Annotated in this window: 23 protein-coding genes and 1 pseudogene; 4 read left to right on the top strand and 20 right to left on the bottom strand. The window is 68.3% G+C overall.

Annotated elements, in window-relative coordinates; translation table 11 throughout:
* Positions 1-70: 70 nt before the first annotated feature.
* The 9 genes from tatA to ABT367_RS04685 form a co-directional block, all read right to left on the bottom strand.
* Positions 71-349, bottom strand: coding sequence for a Sec-independent protein translocase subunit TatA (tatA, locus tag ABT367_RS04725; RefSeq protein WP_352249578.1), 279 nt, complete (start codon positions 347-349; stop codon positions 71-73).
* A 233-nt stretch (positions 350-582) separates the two neighbouring features.
* Positions 583-780 carry a hypothetical protein gene (locus ABT367_RS04720; RefSeq protein ID WP_352249576.1) on the bottom strand — a complete coding sequence of 66 codons (198 nt, stop codon included), beginning with the start codon at positions 778-780 and terminating at the stop codon, positions 583-585.
* Positions 781-790: 10 nt separating this feature from the next.
* Entirely contained in the window at positions 791-1,042 is a 252-nt protein-coding gene (locus ABT367_RS04715; RefSeq protein ID WP_352249636.1) for a hypothetical protein, read from the bottom strand.
* A gap of 214 nt (positions 1,043-1,256) precedes the next feature.
* Positions 1,257-2,210 (bottom strand): helix-turn-helix transcriptional regulator, encoded by a 954-nt coding sequence (locus ABT367_RS04710; RefSeq protein WP_352249574.1) that lies wholly within the window; start codon positions 2,208-2,210, stop codon positions 1,257-1,259.
* An 18-nt stretch (positions 2,211-2,228) separates the two neighbouring features.
* Positions 2,229-3,182, bottom strand: a complete 954-nt coding sequence (locus tag ABT367_RS04705) for a helix-turn-helix transcriptional regulator (RefSeq protein WP_352249572.1) — start codon at positions 3,180-3,182, stop codon at positions 2,229-2,231.
* 258 nt (positions 3,183-3,440) lie between these two features.
* Positions 3,441-3,812: an FKBP-type peptidyl-prolyl cis-trans isomerase gene (locus ABT367_RS04700; RefSeq protein WP_199548789.1), complete on the bottom strand. Its 372-nt coding sequence runs from the start codon at positions 3,810-3,812 to the stop codon at positions 3,441-3,443.
* A gap of 71 nt (positions 3,813-3,883) precedes the next feature.
* On the bottom strand, positions 3,884-4,849 hold the full coding sequence (locus ABT367_RS04695; protein WP_352249570.1) for an FKBP-type peptidyl-prolyl cis-trans isomerase: 966 nt from the start codon (positions 4,847-4,849) through the stop codon (positions 3,884-3,886).
* 133 nt (positions 4,850-4,982) lie between these two features.
* On the bottom strand, positions 4,983-6,344 hold the full coding sequence (gene pafA / locus ABT367_RS04690; RefSeq protein WP_352249567.1) for a Pup--protein ligase: 1,362 nt from the start codon (positions 6,342-6,344) through the stop codon (positions 4,983-4,985).
* A 9-nt stretch (positions 6,345-6,353) separates the two neighbouring features.
* Positions 6,354-7,613, bottom strand: coding sequence for an MFS transporter (locus ABT367_RS04685; RefSeq protein WP_352249565.1), 1,260 nt, complete (start codon positions 7,611-7,613; stop codon positions 6,354-6,356).
* A gap of 65 nt (positions 7,614-7,678) precedes the next feature.
* Between ABT367_RS04685 and ABT367_RS04680 the strand changes: the two genes are divergently transcribed.
* Positions 7,679-8,785 carry a LacI family DNA-binding transcriptional regulator gene (locus tag ABT367_RS04680; RefSeq protein ID WP_434975398.1) on the top strand — a complete coding sequence of 369 codons (1,107 nt, stop codon included), beginning with the start codon at positions 7,679-7,681 and terminating at the stop codon, positions 8,783-8,785.
* Between the two features lie 93 nt (positions 8,786-8,878).
* Here the strand turns inward: ABT367_RS04680 and prcA are convergent, their stop codons facing one another.
* The 6 genes and pseudogenes from prcA to arc form a co-directional block, all read right to left on the bottom strand.
* Positions 8,879-9,634, bottom strand: coding sequence for a proteasome subunit alpha (gene prcA, locus ABT367_RS04675; RefSeq protein ID WP_165330870.1), 756 nt, complete (start codon positions 9,632-9,634; stop codon positions 8,879-8,881).
* Between the two features lie 52 nt (positions 9,635-9,686).
* Positions 9,687-10,532, bottom strand: a complete 846-nt coding sequence (prcB, locus tag ABT367_RS04670) for a proteasome subunit beta (protein ID WP_352249561.1) — start codon at positions 10,530-10,532, stop codon at positions 9,687-9,689.
* Positions 10,484-10,672 (bottom strand): annotated as a pseudogene (locus tag ABT367_RS04665) (endonuclease domain-containing protein); the annotation flags it as partial. The gene prcB and the pseudogene ABT367_RS04665, both read right to left, overlap by 49 nt.
* 124 nt (positions 10,673-10,796) lie before the next feature.
* Positions 10,797-11,015 carry a ubiquitin-like protein Pup gene (locus ABT367_RS04660; RefSeq protein ID WP_093608684.1) on the bottom strand — a complete coding sequence of 73 codons (219 nt, stop codon included), beginning with the start codon at positions 11,013-11,015 and terminating at the stop codon, positions 10,797-10,799.
* A gap of 128 nt (positions 11,016-11,143) precedes the next feature.
* Positions 11,144-12,655 carry a depupylase/deamidase Dop gene (gene dop / locus ABT367_RS04655; RefSeq protein WP_352249559.1) on the bottom strand — a complete coding sequence of 504 codons (1,512 nt, stop codon included), beginning with the start codon at positions 12,653-12,655 and terminating at the stop codon, positions 11,144-11,146.
* Positions 12,656-12,890: 235 nt separating this feature from the next.
* Positions 12,891-14,657 carry a proteasome ATPase gene (arc, locus tag ABT367_RS04650; RefSeq protein ID WP_352249557.1) on the bottom strand — a complete coding sequence of 589 codons (1,767 nt, stop codon included), beginning with the start codon at positions 14,655-14,657 and terminating at the stop codon, positions 12,891-12,893.
* A gap of 253 nt (positions 14,658-14,910) precedes the next feature.
* Between arc and ABT367_RS04645 the strand changes: the two genes are divergently transcribed.
* Positions 14,911-15,222 carry a ferredoxin gene (locus ABT367_RS04645; RefSeq protein WP_352249555.1) on the top strand — a complete coding sequence of 104 codons (312 nt, stop codon included), beginning with the start codon at positions 14,911-14,913 and terminating at the stop codon, positions 15,220-15,222.
* Between the two features lie 138 nt (positions 15,223-15,360).
* Here ABT367_RS04645 and ABT367_RS04640 read toward each other — a convergent pair whose 3' ends face one another.
* The 3 genes from ABT367_RS04640 to ABT367_RS04630 all read right to left on the bottom strand — a co-directional run bounded on the left by ABT367_RS04640 (position 15,361) and on the right by ABT367_RS04630 (position 18,628).
* Positions 15,361-15,927, bottom strand: coding sequence for a hypothetical protein (locus ABT367_RS04640; RefSeq protein ID WP_352249553.1), 567 nt, complete (start codon positions 15,925-15,927; stop codon positions 15,361-15,363).
* Between the two features lie 267 nt (positions 15,928-16,194).
* Positions 16,195-17,100, bottom strand: coding sequence for a tRNA (adenine-N1)-methyltransferase (locus ABT367_RS04635; protein ID WP_352249551.1), 906 nt, complete (start codon positions 17,098-17,100; stop codon positions 16,195-16,197).
* 61 nt (positions 17,101-17,161) lie between these two features.
* Positions 17,162-18,628, bottom strand: coding sequence for a site-2 protease family protein (locus tag ABT367_RS04630; RefSeq protein ID WP_352249548.1), 1,467 nt, complete (start codon positions 18,626-18,628; stop codon positions 17,162-17,164).
* 218 nt (positions 18,629-18,846) lie between these two features.
* Here ABT367_RS04630 and ABT367_RS04625 point away from each other — a divergent pair, with 218 nt between their 5' ends.
* Together ABT367_RS04625 and ABT367_RS04620 are read left to right on the top strand one after the other, a co-directional pair.
* The gene (locus tag ABT367_RS04625; RefSeq protein WP_352249546.1) at positions 18,847-19,809 is read left to right on the top strand and encodes a RecB family exonuclease; all 963 of its coding nucleotides are present in this window, start codon (positions 18,847-18,849) and stop codon (positions 19,807-19,809) included.
* 45 nt (positions 19,810-19,854) lie between these two features.
* Positions 19,855-20,526 carry a response regulator gene (locus tag ABT367_RS04620; protein ID WP_165330877.1) on the top strand — a complete coding sequence of 224 codons (672 nt, stop codon included), beginning with the start codon at positions 19,855-19,857 and terminating at the stop codon, positions 20,524-20,526.
* Between the two features lie 101 nt (positions 20,527-20,627).
* Here ABT367_RS04620 and ABT367_RS04615 read toward each other — a convergent pair whose 3' ends face one another.
* A complete protein-coding gene (locus ABT367_RS04615; protein WP_352249544.1) occupies positions 20,628-22,211 on the bottom strand; it encodes an ABC transporter substrate-binding protein in 1,584 nt (527 codons plus the stop codon).
* 86 nt (positions 22,212-22,297) lie between these two features.
* Positions 22,298-23,932 (bottom strand): ABC transporter substrate-binding protein, encoded by a 1,635-nt coding sequence (locus tag ABT367_RS04610; RefSeq protein WP_352249542.1) that lies wholly within the window; start codon positions 23,930-23,932, stop codon positions 22,298-22,300.
* Positions 23,933-24,468: the final 536 nt, after the last annotated feature.

The raw sequence follows: 24,468 nt of genomic DNA, 5'->3' as shown, positions 1-24,468 counted from the left end.
GCTTGCGGGCAGACTTGAGCAACCCACGTCCCTATCTCGTACGGCAGGTCGGACGTGACCTGCTCTGCGGTCAGCGCTGCGTCGTGTCCGTCGGCTCGGTCACCGGGCGCGAGCTGGTCACGTCGCCAGGTGCGGCCTGGATCGTACGCGGAGCCTGCTGCTCGGGGGCGGGCTGCGCCGGGGACGTCGTGCCGTCCTTCGTGTCGTCCGACTTCATCGCCTTCGCCTCGCTCTTGAGGATGCGGGCGGACTTGCCGAGCGAGCGCGCCATGTCGGGAAGGCGCTTGGCCCCGAACAGCAGGAGTACGACAACGAGGATCAGGATGATCTCGGTGGCCCCGAGGTTCATAGCTGTTTACCTTCTTCACCGAGGCGACAGGGAACGTGTGCCCGGCGGACCGGACAGACATCCGATCACCGCGCTGACAGCGATCGTAACCCCCGGGAGTGAACCTGAGGCAATGCCTGTGCGTACTCCCGGTTGCTGACCCGACGCCTCCTTGCCGGGCCACTGCCTCAGCAGCGTACCTGTCGGGCCAGGCAAGTTGGAGAGTGCGCCGGTCAATTAAACGGCAGCTGCCTCTACAGGGCCTCGCGCCCCGCACGCGCCATACCCTCGGCCGCCCGCTCGAGATCGTTCGAGGCGGCGCTGATCTGCCGTGAGGTCTCGGTCACTTGGGCACCCAGGCGTCGGACCTCGACGAAGACCCGGACGGCGAAGAAGGCGAGCACCACGAGCCCGAGGAAGCCGAGTGCGATCGCGATCATGGGCCAGAACATGGGCGCAAGCCTAGACCGTGGAGTGCAGTCGCAGGGTCCGCACCCCACCATGCGTGAGGAGTTCGACGATCCGCTCCCCCGCCGGCTTGCGGACGGACGAGCCGCAGTCGGGGCAGGTGAAGGAGTAGAAGGTGGTGCGCTCGCTGGCGCCCATCACCAACCGCAGTGCCTGGGCGGCGAGTACGAAGCGGGAACGGCAGTCGGAACATCCGGCGCGGAAGACGGCCGGTGCGCCCGCCACCGTACGGCCAAATCCGGACATTTCCGAATTACTGGACCCTGTCTCGAGGTTGGGCGAGTACCAGCGCCCCACCGTTCCGGCACTCCACGGCCCCGCGAGACCGCCCGAGCCGCCCGACTCGTCCACCCCGCCCGACGCATCCAGTGTCCGCACCGTCACAGCTCCTCCCGGTCCTGCCCGTACGTCTCGTTCTGCCCTGCTCGTACGCCTCGACCAGTCCTGCTCGCCGACCTGATCAGTTCTGCTCGTACGCCTCGAGCGCCGCCCTGGCCGAAGTGCGCGCACTGTCCGCCAGGTCCTGCGGTGCCACGATGTGCCCGTCCCTGCCGAGCCGGAGCGCGAGGCGCTTCAGCGAAGCCGGGTCGGGGGTGCGCAGCGTGATCCGCAGCCCGCCTTCGGGCAGCTCCTCCGCACTGTCGTGCGGGTAGTACTCGGCGACCCAGCGTCCGCCGGGGCCGACCTCGACCACGACCTCGGGGTCGTCGGCCGAGGGCTGTACAAGCCCTTCGGACAGGTCCCGCAGCTCGAGCTCCGGCGGTGCGGCGGCCTCGTCGAGGATCCGGATCTCGGCGACCCGGTCGAGCCGGAAGGTGCGCCGCGCCTCCGAGCGGTAGCACCAGGCCTCCATGTACGTGTGACCGAGCGCGAACAGCCGGATCGGGTCGACCTCGCGCTCGGTGAGCTCGTCACGGGCCGGCGAGTAGTAGCGCACCCAGAGCCGGCGGCGCTCGGAGATGGCCCGGTCGACCTCGGCGAAGACGCCGCCCTCGGACTCGAAGGTGACCGAGAGCCGGTCGCCGGCCGCGGCGGTCTCGCCTGCGGCCGCCTCCAGCTTGGACGTGGCGCGCACCAGCGCCTCCCGGTCGCTCTCGCGCAGACCGGGCAGGGTGGCGACGGCGCGTGCGGCCACGAGCAGCGCGGTGGCCTCGTCGGCGGCGAGCCGCAGCGGGGCGGCCACGTCGTCAGGGTTGTGCCACCAGATCCGCTCGCCGTCGGTGTCGATGTCGAGCAGATCACCGCCGCGGAAGCTCGTCCCGCACAGCGGCAGTACGTCGAGGTCGGAGATCAGCTCGGCCTCGGTGACCCCGAAGGCGCGCGCGACATCGGCGACGCGGGCGCCCGGGCGCTCGCGCAGATAGGTCACCAGGGACAGCATGCGCCGTGTCTGGTCGATGGCATTGGCAGCCATGAGTTGTTCCGCTCCCCCTCAGCCCTTGGCCACGGCGCGCAGCCGGTCCACGACATCCGCCCGCAGCTCCGCGGGCTCCAGCACGACCACATCGGGCCCGAACTCCACGAGCCAGGCGTCGAGCCCGTGCCCGTACGGGATCTCCAACTCGTCCCAGCCGTCGCCGAGTTCCCGTACGCGGGTGGCCTTGGCGCGCAGCGGGTAGCCGGCCTCCGTGCGGAGCCTGATCAACGCGGTCCGGTCGGTGATCTCGCCGGCCCAGCCCGCGACGGTCTCGCGGACGGTGACGACATCGGGGATCTCGGCGGTGAACTTGCCCGCGCGCGAACGCACCTTGCCGGTGATCCGCGAGAGCCGGAAGACCCGCTCGGCGCCGCGGTCGCGGTCCCATCCGGCCAGGTACCAGTGGCCGCGCCAGCACTCCAGGGCCCACGGCTCGACATGCCGGGTCTCGGGGCGCGCGGCGGTGGCCTTGCGGTAGTCGAAGACGACAGGCCTGCGGTCGCGGCAGGCCAGCATCAGCGGCTCGAAGGCCGTTTCATGAACGGGGATACGGGGTTCGAGGGCGCCGTGGGCCTCGTACGGGTCCACGTCCTCGGGCATGCCTGCCGCGCGCAGCTTCTGCAGGGCGCCGCTGGCCGCGCCGGCGAGCCGGGCCTGCTGCCAGACCTTGGCGGCGACGCCGAGGGCGGCGGCCTCCTCGGCGTCGAGGGTCACCGGAGGCAGGTGGTTGGAGTCGCGGCGGGCGAGATAGCCGACCTCACCGTCCAGGTTCTCCACCGTCTCGATGACGAGGCCGAGTTCGCGCAGATCGTCCTTGTCGCGCTCGAACATCCGGTTGAAGCTGTCGTCCGAGTTGGCTTCGAGGTAGGCCTCGATGGAACCGCGCAGCTCACGCTTGCTCAGCGGTCGCCGGGTCCCGAGCAGACACAGCGCCAGATTCATCAGCCGCTCTGCCTTGGCAATCGCCATCGACGCCCTCTCCACCCCTCCTGGACAGCCACTACGAAGCTCGACCGTACCGTCCCCGGGTAGCGGGGCAAAAGCCGAGGGCCCTTGCCGGCAGGCAAGGGCCCTCAAATGTTCGAACCGGACCGGATCAGACCGTGACCAGCTCGATCAGGCAGTAACCAGTCCTGACCGGAGCGCGACCAGATCGGTCGACTCGGCTCAGACCGAGACCAGGACGTGCGACTCGGCTCAGACCGAGACCAGGACGTTCGGCTCGGATCAGACCGAGACGAGGTCGCAGACGAAGATCAGCGTCTCGCCCGGAGCGATCTTGCCGCCGGCGCCACGGTCGCCGTAGGCGAGGTGGGCGGGGATGATCAGCTGGCGGCGGCCGCCGACCTTCATGCCCTGCACGCCCTGGTCCCAGCCCGCGATGACCTGACCGGCACCGAGGTGGAAGGCGAGCGGGGTGCCGCGGTTCCAGCTGGAGTCGAACTCCTCGCCGGTGGAGAAGGACACGCCCACGTAGTGGACCTGGACCGTGTCGCCGGCCTTGGCCTCGGGGCCGTCGCCTTCCCAGATGTCCTTGATCTCAAGGTCCTTCGGCGGCTCGCCACCGGGGAAGTCGACCTCGGGCTTCTCGATGCTCACGTGTATTGCTCCTGATTTCTACGGATGGGCAACCCGGACAGTCTTACATCTTCGCCAGGGTGTCCACGGCCTTACATCTTCGCCAGGATGTCCACGGCGAAGACCAGCGTCGACTTGGCGGGAATGGGGCCCTGCGCCTGGTCGCCGTAGCCGTCGGCCGGCGGCACGACGAGCAGCACACGGCTGCCGACCTTCTTGCCTTCGAGGCCCTTCGACCAGCCCGGGATGACCTGGTTCAGCGGGAACGTGACCGGCTGGCCGTTCTTGTAGCTGCTGTCGAAGGTCTTGCCGTCCTTCCAGAGCTTGCCCACGTAGGAGACGGCGACGGTGTCGGTCGCCTTCAGCTCGTCGCCGGTGCCCTCGATGACGTAGTTCGAGACCAGCTTGCCCGGAGCGGTCTTGTCGCTCGGGATGGTGACCTCGGGCTCCTTGCCGTCCTCATTGGTGCCGATCTTGGGCAGGTTCGCGTCCGTCTGCTCGACGACCTTGCCGCCCTCGATCTTCTTGGGGATCGGGGTGCCCTTCGTCGCCTTCACGACGTCCATCACGAACACGAGCGTGGCGCCCGGCGGGATGTCGCCCTGGCCCTGGTCGCCGTAGCCGAGCTCCGGCGGGATCGAGACCTCGAGGCGGCTGCCCTGCTTCTGGCCCTTGAGGGCCTGCTGCCAGCCCTCGATCACACCGCCGCCGCCGAGCGTGACGTCGAAGGGCTGGCCCCGGTCGAAGCTGTTGTCGAACGGCTTGTCGCCGTCCCACAGCTGTCCCAGGTAGTTCACCTGGGCCTTGTCGCCGTCGGCCAGCGGCTCGCCCTTGCCCTCGCTGATGACCTCGACCTTCAGGTCCTTCGGCGGAGTGCCCTTGCCCTTGGCCAGGGTGGGCTTCTCGCCGAACTTCTCACCGGCGGTGATGGTGGGCAGCCCGCCCTTGCTCACGGCGGACGAGGAGGAGTCGGAGTCGGAGCCCTTGTCGTCGCCGCAGGCCGCTGTCGACAGCAGCAGCAGCGGTACGAGCACAAGGCCGGCAAGTCGGCGTCGCACAGTGGTCCTCTGGGGTTGCAGGAGTGTTCGGTGCCCGCAACCTTACGGCCAAGGCGCACGCCGTCCGTGTAGGGCATGCCTGCGGGCCCGCACCGATGGTTCGGTACGGGCCCGCATCCGGATTGGCGCCGGATCACATCCCGGCGATGAGCTTCTCCACCCGGTCGTCCACGGAACGGAACGGGTCCTTGCACAACACGGTGCGCTGCGCCTGGTCGTTGAGCTTGAGGTGCACCCAGTCCACCGTGAAGTCCCTGCGCTGCTCCTGCGCACGGCGGATGAAGTCGCCGCGCAGCCGCGCCCTGGTGGTCTGCGGGGGCACGGACTTGCCCTCGAAGATCTTCATGTCGTTGCAGATACGGGCGGCTTGGCCCTTCTTCTCGAGCAGGTAGTACAGCCCGCGCCGACGGTGGATGTCGTGGTACGCGAGGTCTATCTGCGCGACCCGCGGGTGCGACATGGTCATGTTGTGCTTGGCCCGGTAGCGCTCGATGAGCTTGTACTTCATGACCCAGTCGATCTCGGTGCCGATCCGGTCGAGATCCTCCGCCTCGATGGCGTCGAGGGTGCGGCCCCACAGTTCGAGGACCTGGGCGACCGTGCCGGTACGGATGCCGCGCCGGTCGACGAAGTCCACGGCCTTCTCGTAGTACTCGCGCTGCACATCCAGCGCCGAGGCCTCACGCCCGGACGCCAGGCGCACCTTGCGCCGGCCGGTGATGTCGTGGCTGACCTCACGGATGGCCCGGATCGGGTTCTCCAGGGTCAGGTCCCGCATCACCGTGCCCGCCTCGATCATGCGGAGCACCAGGTCGGTGGCGCCGACCTTGAGCAGCATGGTCGTCTCGGACATGTTGGAGTCACCGACGATCACGTGCAGACGGCGGTAGCGCTCCGCGTCCGCATGCGGCTCGTCGCGGGTGTTGATGATGGGACGGGAGCGTGTCGTCGCCGACGAGACGCCCTCCCAGATGTGCTCGGCGCGCTGGCTCACGCAGTACACGGCGCCGCGTGGGGTCTGCAGCACCTTGCCGGCTCCGCACAGGAGCTGACGGGTCACCAGGAACGGGATCAGGATGTCCGCGAGCCGGGAGAACTCGCCGTGCCGTGCCACCAGGTAGTTCTCGTGGCAGCCGTACGAGTTGCCCGCCGAGTCGGTGTTGTTCTTGAAGAGGTAGACGTCGCCCGCGATGCCCTCCTCGTGCAGGCGGCGTTCGGCGTCGACGAGGAGGCCTTCCAGAATGCGCTCGCCGGCCTTGTCGTGGGTGACCAGCTCGGTCACGTTGTCACATTCGGGAGTTGCGTACTCCGGATGTGATCCGACGTCGAGATAGAGGCGGGCGCCGTTGCGCAGAAAGACATTGCTGCTGCGGCCCCATGACACGACACGGCGGAAGAGGTACCGCGCCACTTCGTCAGGCGACAGACGGCGCTGTCCCCTGAACGTGCATGTGACGCCGTACTCGTTCTCCAGCCCGAAAATTCGGCGGTCCATGACTGAACATTACGCCTGATGCTCCGTGCTGAAACCGGGTTCGACGGACCCTTTTCGATCACTTTCCGACGAGCCGGTGATATTCGTGGTGCGTCCGGGAACGGTGAGCACCTTCACGGTGGCGAGCAGCACGGACAGCGCGGCGAATCCACTGACGCCCGCGACGGCGAAGCCCCAGGCCGTCGAACCGCTCTCGATCGCCGGGCCCGCAACGCCCGTTCCGACCGCCGCGCCGACACCGAAGGTGGTCACGAGCCACGAGAACGCCTCGGTCACCGTGCCGCGCGGGGCGTGCCGGTCGACGACGATGAACGCGCACGCGAGCGAGGGTGCGAGGAACACGCCGGCGACCGCGGCGAGCACGCACATCGCCACCACGTCCGGAGTGAAGGCGAGCGGCAGATAGCCGAGCGCGAGCAGCCCGACGAGGATGCGCAGCCTGCGCTCCGGTGCGCCCGTCCACTTCCGCGCGCCGTAGAAGGCGCCGCCGAGCAGGGCACCGAGACCGAGAGCGGCCATCAGCCAGCCGTACACGGACTCCTGGCCATGGTCGTCGGCGTATGCGACACCGGCCACGGTGATCGAGCCGAGCGCGAGGCCGACGAAGAAGAACGAGCCGAGCAGCGCGAGCAGTCCGGGCGAGCGCAGCGCCCCCAGCCAGTGCGCCTCACGCGGCGCCGAACGCCACGTACGCGAAGGCTCGGAGACCACCACCGACAGGGCGCCGACGACACCGATCACGTTGATGACGAGCAGCGCCCCGGCCGCGGACCACAGCGAGACGATCAGCGTGACCATCAACGGGCCTACGGTGAACATGACTTCCTGCGCCACCGCGTCCATCGCATACGCGGCATGCACCCGGTCCTCGCGCTTGAGCACCCCCGGCCACAGCGCCCTGAGGCCGCCTTCGAGCGGCGGCGTGAAGAGTCCAGCGATCGCCACGGCCACGTACGCGAGAAGCAGCGAATCGATGCCCACGAACGCGAACAGCGCCATCCCGAGCGCGGACACGATCGCCGCGGGCAGCATCACCCGCGGCTGTCCGCGCAGGTCCACGGCCCGGCCCAGGAGTGGCTGGCCGACGGCGGTGGCGAGCCCATACACGGCGGCCAGGGCGCCGGCGAGCGTGTAGCTGCCGCCCTCGGCGCGCGTGAACAGCACGATCGCGATATGCCCGGTGGCGCTCGGCAGCCGGCCCACCAGGGTGCCGGTGAGCAGCCGCGCCGCATGCCGTGTGCGCAGCAGCTCCGCGTATCCCGCGGCCATCGGCGGGCTCCTCTCGCTCGTTCCAAGATGAAGTTTTACGTATAACGTCCGTGGTTATACGTACCATGAGCCCAGCCCACGGGTCCAGCCCCGGACCCGGACCGCCGGTCCCCCGTGGGCCCACCCACCGGTCCCGCACGGACCCCGGACAACCGCAACGAGGAGCCGCCGTGGCCCGGCCCACGAGCAAGGACGTGGCCCACGCCGCCGGGGTCTCCCAGGCCGCCGTCTCCCTCGTCCTCGGCGACAAATGGCGCGGCCGCGTCTCCGAGGCCACCGCCGAACGCGTCCGCGCCGCCGCCCGCGACCTCGGCTACCGCCCCAACCTCGCCGCCCGCAATCTGCGCCTCGGCTCCACGCGCACCGTGCTCCTGGTCGTCCCGGCGCTCACCAACGACTTCTTCGCCCGCGTCTACACCGGCGCCGCCCGCATCGCCGCCGCCCACGACTTCGGCGTGGTCCTCTACCCCTCCCCCGACGGCATCGGACCCGCCAAGGACCCCTTCGCCTCGGCCCGTTCGGCCCTGGACGGCGTCATCGCCTCCTCCATGGCGGCCGGCGCACTCGCCGACATCCGCGGCGCCGACCTGCCCCTGGTCATGCTCGACAGCGACCCGGCAGACACCACAGCCGCGGCCCATGTGAACGTCGACCTGGCCGACGGCATGCGCCAGATGACCGAGCATCTGCTCTCGCTCGGCCACCGCCGCTTCCTGCATCTGGCCGCCGATGTCGACTCATGGACTTTCGCCGTACGAGCCGACGCCATCGCCCACGCCCTGCGCACCGCCCCCGACGCCACGCTGCGCACCGAGCACGCCCCCCTCACCGTGCACGGCGCCCGTGCCGCCGCAGAGCGCGCCCTGACCGCCTCGGGCCCCCGCCCCACCGCCGTCATCTGCGACGACGACATCATCGCGGCAGGCGCCTGCAAGGCCGTACGCAGGCTGGGCCTGCGCATCCCTGAGGACATCTCCGTCACCGGATTCGACGACCTGGCCCTGGCCACCGCCGTCGACCCCGAGCTCACCACGATCCGTATGCCCGCCGAACTGGTCGGGGAACGCGGCATGGGGGCCCTCCTGCACGTACTGGACGGCAAGCAACCCCAAAGCGACGCGCTCCCCGTCGAGTTGGTCGTGCGCGACTCCACGGCGCCGCCCAGCGCATAGCGGCCCCTTGGAAACACCGCGCCGCCCGCACAAACACCACGCCCCCGCCACCGGACTCCGGTGACGGGGGCGTACGTGGTCAGGCAGGCGGGCTCAGGACTCGCCCTCCTCCTCGTCCGACGGCGCATCGGTCGGCGTGGCAGCCGCGCCGTCCGCCTCGAGCAGCCGCTTCAGCTGCCGCCCGACGATGCGCTTGAACTTCCGCTGCTGCGGCCGCGTACGGTCCAGGACCGCCACCTCGAGGCGCTCCGCGGGAATCTCCCGCTCGCTCCCGTTGGCCTCACGCGACAGCGCCTGCACCGCCAGCTTCAGCGCCTCCGCCAGGGTCATCCCGTCCTGGTGACGCTGATCGAGGAAGGTGCTGATCTGCTCCGCATTGCCGCCCACCGCGACCGAGCCGTGCTCGTCCACGATCGAACCGTCATGCGGCAGCCGGTAGATCTGGTCACCGGCGGGCTCATGGCCCACCTCGGCGACGACCAGCTCCACCTCATAAGGCTTCTCCGCGGCGCTGGAGAAAATCGTGCCGAGCGTCTGGGCGTACACATTGGCGAGCCCGCGCGCCGTCACATCGTCACGGTCATAGGTATAGCCGCGCAGATCCGCGTAACGGACGCCGCCGATACGCAAGTTCTCGTATTCGTTGTACTTACCGGCCGCGGCAAAACCGATCCGGTCATAGATCTCGCTGAACTTGTGCAGCGCTCGGGACGGATTCTCTCCGACGAACACAATCCCGTCGGCGTACTGCATCACCACAAGGCTGCGTCCACGGGCGATGCCCTTACGGGCGTACTCCGCCCGGTCGGCCATGGCCTGCTGGGGTGAGACATAGAACGGCGTCGACACCGGCTATCCGTCCCTTTCTGTCAGTGACAAGTGCATTCCGGTCCACCCGCTCTCAGAGCAGCGCGGCCCGCGGGCCATCGGGTCGTTCGAGACGGTGCTCGACAACCGCGCGAGCGAGCGCCGAGGACTCCTCCTCGGACAGCCTCCGGAAGCCCTCCTCGGTGATAACGGTGACGATCGGGTAGATCCGGCGGGCCACATCCGGGCCACCCGTCGCCGAGTCGTCGTCCGCGGCGTCGTACAGCGCCTGGACGACCAGCGTCGTGGCGTCCTGCTCACTCAGCTCATTGTGGAACAGCTTCTTCAGAGCCCCACGGGCGAAGATCGAACCGGAACCCGTGGCCGCGAAGCCCTGCTCCTCCGTGCGCCCACCGGTCACGTCGTACGAGAAAATCCTGCCGCGCTCGCGATCCAGGTCGAACCCGGCGAACAGCGGCACCACCGCGAGGCCCTGCATCGCCATACCGAGGTTCGAACGGATCATCGTGGAAAGGCGATTGGCCTTGCCCTCCAGCGAGAGCTGCGCGCCCTCCACCTTCTCGAAGTGCTCCAACTCCAGCTGGAACAGCTTCACCATCTCCACGGCGAGGCCGGCGGTGCCGGCGATGCCGACGGCCGAGTACTCGTCGGCCGGGAACACCTTCTCCATATCGCGCGAAGCGATCATGTTCCCCATCGTGGCCCGCCGGTCACCGGCGAGCACCACGCCACCGGGGAACGTCACGGCCACGATCGTCGTACCGTGCGGCGCCTCGAACGCCCCCTTCACGGGCGGGAGCTGACGGTTCGCGGGCAGCATGTCCGGCTGGTGCTCGCCGAGAAAGTCCACGAAGGACGACGAGCCGGGCGTCAGGAAGGCAGCCGGTAGACGCCCGGTGCTACGAGGATTGGCTTCCACGAGTTTCCTCCCAGATATGCGATGGCCCGACCGAGAGCGTCGGGATCATCCCCCAACTTGCCGATGGCCGAATTGCAGTTGAAGCAGAGTACGCCTCGGACCCTACCCGCCTGATGGCAATGATCCACATGCTTGACCGGTCACTTCGGGAAGTTCACCGAGGGGTGAAGCAGGCACGCGTTCGAGTCCGCCTCGCCGCGCGCCTGCTCCCCTTCCGGAACTCCGAGCCCGACCCAGTTACCTTCAATTCGAAGGCAGATCGGCCTACTGGCCACCCTTTTGCACGAAGGACCGCACGAAGTCCTCGGCATTCTCCTCGAGTACGTCGTCAATCTCGTCGAGAACCGAGTCGACGTCCTCGCTCAGCTTCTCCTGGCGTTCCGCCAGGTCCTCGGAGCCCTGTGCATCCTGCACCTGCTCCTCGGTCTCCTCGGTAGAACGCGTGGCCTTCTGCTGTCCGCCGCCGGTGTCCTTGGTCGCCATGTCCCTCACCCCGCTCGGTGTCGACGTTCGCCGTTCTTGATCAGACCCTACGCCGAGGGTCCGACATCGGCCCCGCAGTTACATCAACGTGCGAGACCTACCCCTGTGATTCCCACAAGAGGCATGTATCAGCCGCCGGAAAGCACCCGCACCAGGTCTTCCGCGGTCCGGCACCTGTCCAGGAGCTCTTTGACGTGATTACGCGTTCCGCGTAGCGGTTCCAGGGTTGGGACGCGCTGCAGCGAATCGCGGCCGGGCAGGTCGAAGATGACGGAGTCCCAGGAGGCCGCGGCGACGTCGTCGGCGTACTGCTCGAGGCAGCGGCCGCGGAAGTAGGCGCGGGTGTCCTCCGGGGGTTTGGTCTCGGCGCGCTCGACCTCGTTCTCGTCCAGGAGCCGCTTCATCTTGCCGCGTTCGGCGAGGCGGTTGTAGAGGCCCTTGTCGGGGCGTACGTCGGCGTACTGGAGGTCGACGAGGTGGAGGCGGGCCGCGTCCCAGTCGAGGTTGTCGCGGCGCCGGTAGCCCTCCATGAGTTCCTTCTTGGCGATCCAGTCGAGTTCGCCGGACAGGCTCATGGGGTCGTTCTCGAGCCGGTTGAGGGTGTCCTCCCAGCGGCCGAGCACGTCCTTGGTCTGGTCGTCCGCGTCGGAGCCGAAGCGTTCCTCGACGTACTTGCGGGCGAGTTCGTAGTACTCCATCTGCAGCTGTACGGCGGTGAGTGTGCGTCCGCTGCGCAGCGTGACCAGGCGCTTGAGGGTGGGGTCGTGGGAGACCTGGTGGAGGGTACGTACGGGCTGGTCGACGGCGAGGTCCACGGCGATGAAGTTGTCCTCGATCATCGACAGGACCAGGGCCGTGGTGCCGAGCTTCAGGTAGGTGGAGATCTCGGAGAGGTTCGCGTCGCCGATGATGACGTGCAGCCGGCGGTACTTCTCCGCGTCGGAGTGCGGTTCGTCGCGGGTGTTGATGATCGGGCGCTTGAGTGTGGTCTCGAGGCCGACCTCGACCTCGAAGTAGTCGGCGCGCTGGCTGATCTGGAAGCCGTGTTCGTGGCCGTCCTGGCCGATGCCGACGCGTCCCGCGCCGGTGACGACCTGGCGGGAGACGAAGAACGGCGTGAGGTGGCGCACGATGTCCGAGAAGGGGGTCTCCCGCTTCATCAGATAGTTCTCGTGCGTACCGTACGAGGCGCCCTTGTTGTCGGTGTTGTTCTTGTAGAGGTGGATGGGCTGGGCGCCGGGCAGGTTGGCTGCGCGTTCAGCGGCCTCGGCCATGATGCGCTCGCCGGCCTTGTCCCAGAGGACGGCGTCGCGCGGGTTGGTGACTTCGGGCGAGCTGTATTCGGGGTGTGCGTGATCGACGTACAGGCGTGCGCCGTTGGTGAGGATGACGTTGGCGAGGCCGATGTCCTCGTCCGTGAGCTGGCTGGAGTCGGCGGCCTCGCGGGCGAGGTCGAAGCCTCGCGCGTCGCGCAGCGGGTTCTCCTCCTCGAAGTCCCAGCGGGCGCGCCGCGCCCGGTGCATCGCCGCCGCGTAGGCGTTGACGATCTGGGACGAGGTGAGCATGGCATTGGCGTTGGGGTGCCCGGGCACGGAGATCCCGTACTCGGTCTCGATGCCCATTACTCGCCGTACGGTCATGCGGCCCTCCTTGCCCGGCGGCGCTCCCTTGTGGGAGCGGCGCTCAAGTACCGCTGGTTCTCCGGGTCGTGTGCGGTGCCCGTCCCCGCACTGCGCGACTCGGCGGTACGGAAGAGCCTAGAACGGCTTTGCGCTGGTGGGGAGATCAATTGCGTCATTGCCTGTGCTCCGGTGGTGTCCTGAAAAACAGTCGGCTGCGGGTACCCGTGATGGGCACCCGCAGCCGCCCTGTCATTTACAGGTACTGACCGGTGTTGGCCACCGTGTCGATGGAACGTCCGGTGTCCGCGCCCTGCTTTCCGGTGACGAGCGTACGGATGTAGACGATCCGCTCGCCCTTCTTGCCGGAGATGCGGGCCCAGTCGTCCGGGTTGGTGGTGTTGGGCAGGTCCTCGTTCTCCTTGAACTCGTCCACGCAGGCCTGGAGGAGGTGGGAGACGCGGAGGCCCTTCTGGTTCTTGTCGAGGAAGTCCTTGATGGCCATCTTCTTGGCGCGGCCGACGATGTTCTCGATCATGGCGCCGGAGTTGAAGTCCTTGAAGTACAGGACTTCCTTGTCGCCGTTGGCGTACGTGACCTCGAGGAAGCGGTTCTCCTCGGATTCGGCGTACATGTGCTCCACGGCGGTCTGGATCATGCGGCCGACCGTGGAACCCTTGTCGCCGCCGTGCTCGCCGAGGTCGTCGGCGTGCAGCGGGAGGCGCTGGGTGAGGTACTTGGCGAAGATGTCCTTGGCCGCTTCGGCGTCCGGACGCTCGATCTTGATCTTCACGTCGAGCCGGCCGGGTCGGAGGATGGCCGGGTCGATCATGTCCTCGCGGTTGGAGGCGCCGATCACGACCACGTTCTCCAGGCCTTCGACACCGTCGATCTCGGCGAGCAGCTGGGGGACGATGGTGTTCTCCACGTCCGAGCTGACGCCGGAGCCTCGGGTGCGGAACAGGGACTCCATCTCGTCGAAGAAGACGATGACGGGAGTGCCTTCGCTGGCCTTCTCACGTGCACGCTGGAAGACGAGGCGGATCTGCCGCTCGGTCTCGCCGACGTACTTGTTGAGGAGCTCGGGGCCCTTGATGTTGAGGAAGAACGACTTGCCCTGGGCCTGTCCGGTGACCTCGGCGACCTTCTTGGCAAGGGAGTTGGCGACTGCCTTGGCGATGAGGGTCTTTCCGCAGCCGGGCGGACCGTAGAGCAGGACGCCCTTGGGCGGGCGCAGTTCGTGCTCGCGGAACAGATCCGGGTAGAGGTACGGGAGCTCGACCGCGTCGCGGATCATCTCGATCTGGTTGCCCAGACCGCCGATCTGCTCGTAGCCGATGTCCGGGACCTCTTCGAGGACCAGTTCTTCGACCTCGCTCTTGGGCACGACTTCGTAGACGTATCCGGAGCGTGGTTCGAGGAGCAGGGCGTCGCCGGGGCGGATGACCACGTCGAGCAGGGGCTCGGCGAGGCGGACCACGCGCTCTTCGTCGGTGTGGCCCTGTACGAGGGCCCGCTCGCCGTCCTCGAGGATCTCCTTGAGGGTGACGATGTCGCCGACGCTCTCGAACTCCATGGCCTCGACCACGTTGAGCGCTTCGTTGAGCATCAGCTCCTGTCCGCGCCTCAGGTCGTCGAGGTCGACGCTGGGGCTGACGTTCACGCGCAGCTTGCGGCCGCCGGTGAAGATGTCCGCGGTGCCGTCCTCATTGGCGCTGAGGAAGACACCGAAGCCGGCCGGTGGCTGTGCGAGCCGGTCGACTTCTTCCTTGAGGGCCACGATCTGGTCGCGGGCCTCGCGGAGCGTGTTGGCGAGTCGTTCGTTCTGCGCGGAGACTCCGGCCAGGCTGGTCTGCAGCTCGACGATCCGCTCTTCGAGAATCCTCGTATGACGCGGAGAGTCGGCGAGCTTGCGTCGCAGGACGGCGATCTCCTGCTCGAGATAGGCAATCTGGCCGGCTGGGTCATCGGACCCTCGAGCCGGGCGGATGCCGCGGTTCATGTCGTCGTCGTGGGCTGCCACGGTCCTCACCTCCTCCGGGGGGAGCTGGACGCTTCCTGACCCTACCTGGGCAGGTACTGATTGAAACCCCTAGATCACAAAGACGTCCGGGGTGTGTCTGATCTTCACCCTTGCGTTCTCCCTCACGCCACCTTGTTACCCACCGAACAACATCGAAAAGCGAGCGGTTGTATCGTCGAAACGTTCAACACCCGTCAGGCCTGGCCTGACTTGCACTGTGTTGGGCCGCTCGACAGGAGAAATGGCAGGAGACATGACCGTGACGCACGAGGCCCCCTCCAGCGACGGCGGAGAGGAGCTCGAGGTCTGGATCGACCAGGACCTCTGCACCGGCGACGGCATCTGTGCGCAGTACGCGCCCGAGGTCTTCGAGCTCGACATCGACGGACTGGCGTATGTGAAGGACTCGGACGACGAGCTCCTGCAGAAGCCGGGCGCGACAACGCGGGTGCCGCTGCCGCTGATCCGTGATGTCGCCGACTCGGCCAAGGAGTGTCCGGGCGACTGCATTCATGTACGGCGCATTTCGGACAAGGTCGAAGTCTTCGGCCCGGACGCGGAGTAGCCGTAAGGCTTCTGAGCGTGACGAAAGGGCCCGTACCTGCCGGAGATCGGCGGGGACGGGCCCTTGTTTTCGGCCGTTTATCGGGATGCTCGCTCTATGTGCCGGTTTGTCCGGGGTCGAGCCCTGCTCGTACGGGACTCAGACGCCGACCGCGGCGCTCTGCTCGGAGCGGACGAACGCACTGTCCTGCCACTGCCACTTGGCCTTCTCGGTCTTGTCCGGGCAGCAGCGGGGTACGGCCGAGGACGAGTAGCCGAGCAGGGTGGCGGTGACGACGCCGTTGGTGACGGCGAAGTCGGTGACGCTCAGTCTGTCCTTCGGGTCGACCAGGGTGGCGACGACGCGGGGCTTGCCGGAGGCGGGCCGGGTGAGGACGTAGACACCGCTCGGCGGGGTGCCGGAACCGGCGACGCAGCGGGCCACGGCGACCGTCTCGGGTCTGCCGTCGCCGTCGAGGTCCCCGGAGGCGTGCTTGAGGATCTGGGGGCGCTCTCCCGCGCAGTTCATCGGGATCGTCGCCGTGGTGGGGTCAGGGGCGGCCTGGGCGGCCACCGAGGGCGGGCCGGCCTGGGCGGCGGTGGCGTCCTCGGGCTGGAAGAACGAGGAGGCGCCGACGACGGCGGCGAGGGCCGCGGCGGTGGCGAGCCAGTGCATCGGACTGGTGCGGGTGTGGGCGAGCTCCGGTACGGCGGAGTGCTGCTGCACGAGGAGTGTCTCCTGTGAGGGCTGTGCCGGTGGGGGTGTCCGGAATGGTGTCACACCTCACAGAGGTACGGAACGGCGGGGTGCGGCGCGGGCGCGTAAAACCTCGGTCAATAGCCGCGTGGAAGCCTCGGTCGATAGCCGCGCAGAGCCTCGGTCGATCCGCCCCGGCCACTGCGGCGGGGTCAATACGACGGCGCCGCCGCCGAGTTCCGTTGCGTACTCCTGGAACTCGGCGGCGGCGCCGATGTGTTGGGACCTTGCAGGCCTTCAGCGGCCGCGGGAGCCGCCTTCGGCGTTCGGTCCGTCGTAGTCCTCGCCGTACGCGCCCTTGGCGGGGCGGCGGCGGCGCATGGGCGGCTCGACGCCGTCCGCGAGGCGGCGGGCGGTGAGCAGGAAGCCGGTGTGGCCGATCATCCGGTGGTCGGGGCGGACGGCGAGGCCCTCCACGTGCCAGTTGCGGATCATCGACTCCCACGAGGTCGGCTCGTTGAAGCAGCCGATCTCGCGGATGGACTCGACGGTGCGGGCGAGCTGCGTGGTGGTGGCCACGTAGCAGCACAGGATGCCGCCGGGGACGAGCGCCTTCTTGACGACGTCCAGGCACTCCCAGGGGGCGAGCATGTCGAGAATGACGCGGTCGACGTCGGTGTCGGACAGGTGGTCCTGGAGGTCGCCGACAGTGAGCTGCCAGGCGGGGTGCTCACCGCCGAAGTAGCGCTCCACGTTCGCCTTCGCGATCTCGGCGAAGTCCTCGCGGCGCTCGTAACTGTGCAGCATGCCCTGATCGCCGATGGCGCGCAGCAGGAAGCTGCTGAGCGAGCCCGAGCCGACACCGGCCTCGACGACGCGGGCGCCGGGGAAGATGTCGGCGAAGGCGAGGATCTGGCCCGCGTCCTTCGGGTAGACCACGGCGGCGCCGCGGGGCATGGACAGGACATAGTCGGGGAGCAGGGGGCGCAGCGCGAGGTAGGCGACGTTGCCGGTGGTGCGGACAACGCTGCCCTCGGGAGCGCCGATCAGCTCGTCGTGAGGAAAGGAACCCTTGTGGGTGTGGAAGTTCTTTCCCTCTTCGAGCGTGAACGTGTAGTGGCGGCCCTTGGGGTCGGTCAGCTGTACCTGGTCCCCGACCTTGAAGGGCCCGCGTCGGCGGGCGGCACCGGTCGGTTCGGACATGTGAACAGCCTACCGGCCGTGACGGGGCCCGCTCACCACGGCCGGGAAGGCCCTGCGGAGCTCAGCCGGTGCGGTCCATAGCCTTCACGAAGGCGCGCTCCACGTCCGAGGTCGACAGGACTCCGTAGATCTCGCCGGTCTTCTCGACGACCAGGTACTCGGTGGCCGGGGTGGCGCGGAGCGTGTCGAGGAGCTCCTCGCCGGACAGCTCCGCCGAGACCTTCATGCCCTCGGTGAGGTCCTGGGCCAGACCGCTGACCGGGACCCACGGGCGGCGGTGTTCGGGGACGCCGACGATGGCCGCCTCCCGTACGACGGCGACGGGATCGCCGTGGCCGTTGACGACGACGAGAGCGCGGGCGCCCGCGTCGTTGGCGCGGCGCAGGGCCTCGGAGAGCGGCGTCGCGGACTCGACGGGGACGGCGCGGCGGGTGAGCGTACGGGCGCGCAGGTCGGGCAGACGCTCGCGGAGGCGGGCCATGCGCAGGCTGTTGCCGGCGCCGGTCCAGATGATCGCGGCCAGGATCGCGGCGAGCAGCGCGTCCATGACCGTGTCCATGCCGACGGAGTCGGTGGCCTCGGCGCCGAGGACGCCGGACTGGGTGAGCAGCGGCAGGCCGATCAGTACGGAGACGGCGAGCGCGCGGCCGACCCAGGCGGCGGCGACCGTGCCGCTCATGGGCTTGCCGGTGATCTTCCAGACGACGGCGCGCAGCATCCGGCCGCCGTCCAGCGGGAGACCGGGCAGCAGGTTGAAGGCGGCCACGATCAGGTTCGAGATCATCAGGCCGGCCATCAGGACGCCGGGGACGGTGCCGGGTTCGACGGCCTGCATCCCGCCGTAGAAGACGGCGGCCAGGACGAGGGAGAGCAGCGGGCCGACGAAGGCCAGCACGAACTCGCGGCCCGGGGTCTCGGACTCCTTCTCGATCTCCGAGACACCGCCGAAGAACTGCAGCTGGATCTTGCGCACCGGGAGCTTGAAGCGGAGCGCGGCGACGGTGTGGGCGAGCTCGTGGACGAGCACCGAGCCGTAGAAGGCGACGGCGAAGAAGAGGGAGACCAGGTAGCGGGCGCCGCCGAGTTCGGGCAGGACGCGGTCGAGCTGGTTGCCGAAGACCCAGGTGATCAGGGCGGCGACGAGGAACCAGCTGGGTGCGACATAGATGGGTACGCCGAAGATGCGGCCCATGAGGAGGCCGCCGCCTGGGGCCTTCTTTTCCTGCGGGGTGGCGCTGTCCTTGTTGTCCTGTGCCGCGCCGCTGTCCTGGTTCTGTTGCGCGGCGCCGCTCCCCGACTCGTTGTACTTGTCGGCGTTGTCGGCGTTGTCGGCCTTTGCGGGCGCGGATGCCTTGTCCGGAGCGGGGGCGTCGGCTTCGGTGCGTTCGGGCTGTCCGGCCTGCGCCGTGGGCTTCGCGGAGTTGGTGCGTTCCGGCTCGGCGGGCGTCACCGAGGCGTCCCTCTCGGACGTCGGGCCGCTGTCCCCGCCGCCGGTCCGCGGCAGTCCGCTCGCGCCGCTCTCGTCCACTGTGCGCCCCTTCAGTCCCCGTCGTGCCCGTGGTACCCGTCGTCCAACGTCTCTGCGAGGCCGTCCGTGCCGCCGTCCCGCGTGCGCCGCACCGGCTCGACAGGCAGGTGTCGACGGGGCGTTGCGCGTGCGTCACTCTCTCACGATCATGCGGTGCCGTACGGTCTGCCGTCGATGGTATGCGTCCGTTGTCGGTCACGGGCCGTAGGGTCTTCTCCATGGACAACAGCACCGAGGCCGGCGAGGCCGCAGCGACCGTCGCCGGCCCCGCCGGCGGGGTGAGGGCCACGCCCCCCGTGTCGCTTTCGCCTTCACGGGCAAGCGACTTCATGCAGTGCCCGCTGCTCTACCGCTTCCGGGTCATCGACAAGCTGCCCGAGAAGCCGAGCCCGGCCGCCACCCGCGGCACCCTGGTGCATGCCGTCCTCGAGCGTCTCTTCGACGCCCCTGCCGCCGAGCGGACCGCGCCGCGCGCCAAGTCGCTCGTGCCCGGGCAGTGGGACCGGCTCAAGGAGTCCAAGCCGGAGCTGGCCGAGCTGTTCAAGGACAGCGACGAGCGGACCGCGGGTGATCAGCTCGCCCAGTGGCTCACCGAGGCGGAGACGCTGGTCGAGCGCTGGTTCACTCTCGAGGACCCCACCCGTCTGGAGCCGGCCGAGCGTGAGCTGTTCGTCGAGGCCAGCCTGGACTCGGGTCTGAAGCTGCGCGGCATCATCGACCGCGTGGACGTCGCGCCCAGCGGCGAGGTGCGGATCGTCGACTACAAGACCGGCAAGGCGCCGCGGGCGGAGTATGCGGACGGTGCGCTGTTCCAGATGAAGTTCTACGCCCTCGTGGTGTGGCGTCTCAAGGGCGTGATCCCGCGCCGGCTGCAGCTCGTCTACCTCGGCAGCGGTGATGTGCTGACGTACGACCCGGTGATGGCCGATCTGGAGCGGGTGGAGCGCAAGCTGCACGCGCTGTGGGAGGCGATCCGCGAGGCCACCGAGACCGGCGAGTGGCGGCCGCGGCCCAGCAAGCTGTGCGGCTGGTGCGACCACCAGGCGGTGTGTCCGGAATTCGGGGGCACTCCCCCGCCGTACCCGCTGCAGATCAGGCCGTCGCGCGCCGCCGAGGACGCTCAGGAGATCAGGCCGCCGCGTCCTGCCGGGGACGCTCAAGGCACAATGGGGCCGGTCTAGTCCTCGTCGCGAGGGCTTGGCGGCGCCGAGCGAAGGAGATATGCCGTGGCGATCCGCGTCCTGCTGGTCGACGACCAGCCGCTGCTGCGCACCGGGTTCCGGATGATTCTGGAGGCCGAGCAGGATCTCGCGGTCGTCGGCGAGGCCGGGGACGGTCTGCAGGCGCTCGACCAGGTGCGTGCGCTGCAGCCCGATGTCGTGCTGATGGACATCCGGATGCCGCGGATGGACGGTGTCGAGGCGACCCGGCAGATCACCGGGCCCGAGCGGGACGGTCCGGCGAAGGTCCTCGTGCTCACGACCTTCGATCTGGACGAGTACGTGGTGGAGGCGCTGAAGGCGGGCGCGAGCGGCTTTCTGCTCAAGGACGCCCCGGCCCATGAGCTGGTGCAGGCGATCCGGGTGGTCGCGGCCGGCGAGGCGATGCTCGCGCCGAGCATCACGCGCCGGCTGCTCGACAAGTACGCCGATCACCTGCCGTCCGGCGAGGAGCCCGTGCCGGACACGCTGAACACCCTGACCGAGCGTGAGGTCGAGGTGCTCAAGCTGGTGGCGCGCGGTCTGTCGAATGCCGAGATCGCGGCCGACCTGTTCGTCAGCGAGACCACCGTGAAGACTCACGTCGGCCATGTGCTGACCAAGCTGGGGCTCAGGGACCGGGTACAGGCCGCCGTGTACGCGTACGAGAGCGGTCTCGTACGGCCGGGTGCGCAGTAGCCGTACCCGCGACAGCAGTAGCCGCGCTCGCGTAACCGACGGAACAACGCGGTGAGGGCCGCCCCGGATCGGGGCGGCCCTCACTGCTGTGCCCGGGGGGGTCAGCCCTTCTGCAGCTCCCAGAAGCGGAAGACCGTCGAGGCGTCCAGGCACCACTCCACGCCGGAGATCTCCTCGCCGACGACGGCGTACTGCTTGCCCTGCCACAGCGGGATGATCGGGATCTCGTCGGCGACGATGTCCTGCAGCCGGTGGAACTGGTCCTGGGTGCCGGTGCGGTCGGTCTGCGCGGCCGTACCCGGGACGATCTCGCCGGTGATCGTCTCGTTGGTGTAGTTGTTCATCAGGACGTTGTCCTTGCCGAAGAACGGCTGGGTGAAGTTCTCCGGGTCCGGGTAGTCCGGGACCCAGCCCTTCACGTAGAAGCCGTACTTGCCGGCCTCGACGTCCTTCTCGTACTGGTCGAAGGGCACCGACTTCACGTCGGCCTCGAACAGGCCGCTGGCGTTGAGCTGCTCGGCGATCGCCTTGAACTCCTCGACGGTGGCGGGGCCGTAACGCGAGGGGGTGGCCCACAGCGTGAGCTTCACCTTGCCGGTGATGCCCTCGTCGCGCAGCGCCTGTGCCGCCTTGTCGGGCTGCGGACGGCCGCCGTAGGTGTCGAAGAACGCCGTGTTGTGGGCTTCGATGCCCGCCGGGATGATCGAGTACAGCGCCGAGGCGGTCTGGTCGTGCACGTCGGAGACCAGCTTCTCGCGGTCGATCAGGTACGCGAGTGCCTTGCGTACGCCGAGCTTTCCGACGACCGGATCGTTCATGTTCAGGACGATGTGCTGGACCTCGGCGCTGGTGCCCTCGATGACCTCGGCCTTGGCCTCGGCGTCCGTGCTGCTCTCGAGATCGGCGATGTCGCCGGCCGACAGGCCTCGGTAGGCGATGTCGATGTCGCCGGCGAGCATCGCCTGCTTCAGCTTCTTGCGGTCGTCGTGGAAGAAGCGCAGCGTCACACCGGAGTTGTGGGTCTCGGCGCTGCCCTTGTACGAGCCGTTCACCTTGAACACGGCCTCGTTCTTGTTGTACGTGTCGAGGGTGTAGGCGCCCGAGCCGACCGCCTTGCCGTCCTTGCGCAGCTTGTCGGCGGGGTACTCGCGGTGGTCGACGATCGAGCCGGCGCCGGAGGCGATCTTGCTGGGGAAGGTCGCGTCGGGGACCTTGAGGTGGAACACGACCGTCTTGGCGTCTGGGGTCGTGACCTTGTCGAGCGAGCTGAACATGACGGCGGGACCGTCCGGGTCGTCGATGTTCAGCGTCCGGTCGAAGGAGTACTTGACGTCCTTCGAGGTCAGCTCGTTGCCGTTGCTGAACTTCAGGCCGTCGCGCAGCGTGCAGGTCAGCTCCTTGGTCGCGGAGTCAGTGAACTTGCAGGACTCGGCGGCCTCCGGCTCCGGCTCCGTACCACCCTTGGGGAAGGCGAGCAGCGACTGGAAGACGTTGTTGAACAGCAGCCAGGAACCCGGGTCGTAACCGGACGCCGGGTCCGTGGCGAGGACGTCGTCGGACATGCCGACCACGATCTCGCCGTCTTCGCCGCCGCTGGATCCTTGCTCCGAACCGCAACCGCTCAGCAGGCCCGCGGCGAGCCCGGCCGCGAGGATCGGCGCAGGCCAGGACTTACGTATGTTCACTGGTGGTTCCCCGGAGGTGTGTTGAGCCGGGCACGCCCCGAGGGGCGTGCCCGTATGGTCGGCAGTCGGCCGAGCGGGTGCGGGCGTTATTCGCCGATACCGCGCCCGAGCTCCCAGAGCTGCATGTTGGAGGAGGAGTTGAGCACCCACTCCACCCCGGTGATGTCGTCGCGGGCGGCGACGTAGGTCTTGCCCTGCCACAGCGGGAGCACCGGGACGTCCTCGGCGATGATGTCCTGGATCTGCTTGAGCGAGTCACCGGCGGCGAGCCGGTCGGCTTCCTGGCGGGACTGCGGAATGAGCGTGTTGTTGATCTTGCTGTTCTGGTAGGGCGAGTTGAGGAAGTTGCCCTCGCCGACGAACGGCGCAAGGAAGTTGTCGGCGTCGGGGAAGTCAGGGAACCAGCCCATGCCGTACACCGCGTACTCGCCCTTGAGCTCGGCGGACCTGTACGTCTTCCAGGGCGTTCCCTTGATGGTCACATCGAAGAGATCGCTGCCGTTGAGCTGGTCGCGCAGGACTTCGAACTCCTGCTTGGTGACCGCGCCGTACTTGTCCGTCGAGTAGTTCAGCGTGAGCTCGACCGGGGTCTTGATGCCCGCCTTGCTGAGCAGTCGGGCTGCCTTCGCCTTGTCCGGCTCGCTGTACTTGTTGAAGAAGGAGTTGGTGTGCCCCGTGATGCCGCTGGGCACCAGGGAGTACAGCCCTTCCGCGGACGTGCCGTACACCTCGGAGACGATCGCGGCGCGGTCGACGAGCTGCGCCATGGCCTGGCGGACGGCCTTCTCCCCGACGACCGGCGCGTCGGTGTCGAAGCCGAGGTAGCGGATCTCGAGGCCGGGCATCTCGACGAGCTCGATGCCCTCGACGGCGCCTGCCGAGAAGTCCTTGATCTGCGCGGGCTCGATGGTGCGGCCCATCACGTCGATGTCGCCGCTCTTGAGTGCGGTGCTCATCTGCGAGGCCTGGGTGAAGGTCCGCATCTCGAGCTTGTCGCTGTTGACCTTCAGCGAACCCTTGTAGTTGGGGTTCTTGGTGAAGACCGCCTTGACGACTTCTTCCGCGCCTTCGACCTGCTTCGTCTCGGTCTCGAGGGTGTACGGGCCCGAGGCGTCGACCTGGAAGCCGTTGCGGAGCTTCTTCGCGTCGTAGGTCTCGGCGTCGATGATGCCGGCGGCGGGCGTGGCGAGCTTGTGCGGGAACGTGGCGTCGGAGGCGTTGAGGTGGAAGACCACCTTGTCCTCACTCACGGCTTCGACGGTGTCGATGCCCGCGAGCAGCGAGGACACTCCGCTGTTCTGCTCGTCCGGAAGGCTTTCGCCGAGCGCGCGGGTGCGCTCTACGGAGAACTTGACGTCCTCGGCGGTCAGCGCGTTGCCGTTGGCGAACTTCATGCCGTCGCGCAGCGTGCACTCGTACCGCTTGTTGATGTTGTCGCTGAACCGGCAGCTCTCGGCGGCCTCGGGTTCGGGCTCGCCACCGCCGCGCGGGGCGATCATCAGCGTCTGCACGGTCTGGCGCAGGACGTTCCAGGAGCCGGCGTCATACGCGTACGCGGGGTCGAACGGCGCGGGGGCGTCGGAGGTGGCGGCGAACGCGTCAGTGGTACCGATGACGATCGCATCGTCGCTGTCGCCGCCGCCGTCACTGCCGCCGCAGGCGGCGAGGACAGGGGCGAGCAGGCCGATGGCGACCGGCAGCACCAGTGTCTTGCGGTTCATGCGCGAGTTACTCCAACGATCGATCCCAAGACTCCTGCGCCAAGGGGTGGGTGCGCAGGGCATGGAGGTAATGACGGTGTTCTCAGTGGTCCCGACTGGGTTCTCGCGAAGACATTAGTCCGCGGGGTCAGGTCGGTTGCAGTGACCCGGAGTTGGGCGTAATCACGCAGCGGGAGCGGATGCCGACACACTGAAATCCGGGGTACGGAATGTTTCGTGCACCGACCCATCAATCGGGACACAACGCCAGGACGAGGCCGCCGGCGACGGCGGTCGCAGCACAAGCACGACCCCCTGTCGACGGACCTCGACGTGATAAACATCACGCACTCAACTCGATTGCGCAAGAAGGGAATTAGCGGTTCCCGGGTCACGGAAAATGCATGGTCCAATGCGCTGCGTTTCCCGCGCATTCGGCGCTGCACGCTCGGTGAACGACCGGTGCATTCCCGTAATCGGCGGGTACCGGGTTTTCGGCCGGTGGCCGGGAACCGTCAATCGATCAGTGGCTGATCAATGTCCGCCGGATCGGTGAC

Source organism: Streptomyces mesophilus (assembly GCF_040300965.1).
Taxonomy (GTDB): Bacteria; Actinomycetota; Actinomycetes; order Streptomycetales; family Streptomycetaceae; genus Streptomyces; species Streptomyces mesophilus_A.
Note: the sequence above shows the minus strand (reverse complement) of the source record. Positions and strands in the feature narration are given on the sequence as shown.

Coding starts and splice junctions, on each gene's coding strand:
- tatA (WP_352249578.1), bottom strand. CDS start 349: ATGAACCTCGGGGCCACCGAGATCATCCTGATCCTCGTTGTCGTACTC.
- ABT367_RS04720 (WP_352249576.1), bottom strand. CDS start 780: ATGTTCTGGCCCATGATCGCGATCGCACTCGGCTTCCTCGGGCTCGTG.
- ABT367_RS04715 (WP_352249636.1), bottom strand. CDS start 1,042: ATGTCCGGATTTGGCCGTACGGTGGCGGGCGCACCGGCCGTCTTCCGC.
- ABT367_RS04710 (WP_352249574.1), bottom strand. CDS start 2,210: ATGGCTGCCAATGCCATCGACCAGACACGGCGCATGCTGTCCCTGGTG.
- ABT367_RS04705 (WP_352249572.1), bottom strand. CDS start 3,182: ATGGCGATTGCCAAGGCAGAGCGGCTGATGAATCTGGCGCTGTGTCTG.
- pafA (WP_352249567.1), bottom strand. CDS start 6,344: ATGGACCGCCGAATTTTCGGGCTGGAGAACGAGTACGGCGTCACATGC.
- ABT367_RS04685 (WP_352249565.1), bottom strand. CDS start 7,613: ATGGCCGCGGGATACGCGGAGCTGCTGCGCACACGGCATGCGGCGCGG.
- ABT367_RS04680 (WP_434975398.1), top strand. CDS start 7,679: ATGAGCCCAGCCCACGGGTCCAGCCCCGGACCCGGACCGCCGGTCCCC.
- ABT367_RS04660 (WP_093608684.1), bottom strand. CDS start 11,015: ATGGCGACCAAGGACACCGGCGGCGGACAGCAGAAGGCCACGCGTTCT.
- dop (WP_352249559.1), bottom strand. CDS start 12,655: ATGACCGTACGGCGAGTAATGGGCATCGAGACCGAGTACGGGATCTCC.
- ABT367_RS04645 (WP_352249555.1), top strand. CDS start 14,911: ATGACCGTGACGCACGAGGCCCCCTCCAGCGACGGCGGAGAGGAGCTC.
- ABT367_RS04635 (WP_352249551.1), bottom strand. CDS start 17,100: ATGTCCGAACCGACCGGTGCCGCCCGCCGACGCGGGCCCTTCAAGGTC.
- ABT367_RS04625 (WP_352249546.1), top strand. CDS start 18,847: ATGGACAACAGCACCGAGGCCGGCGAGGCCGCAGCGACCGTCGCCGGC.
- ABT367_RS04610 (WP_352249542.1), bottom strand. CDS start 23,932: ATGAACCGCAAGACACTGGTGCTGCCGGTCGCCATCGGCCTGCTCGCC.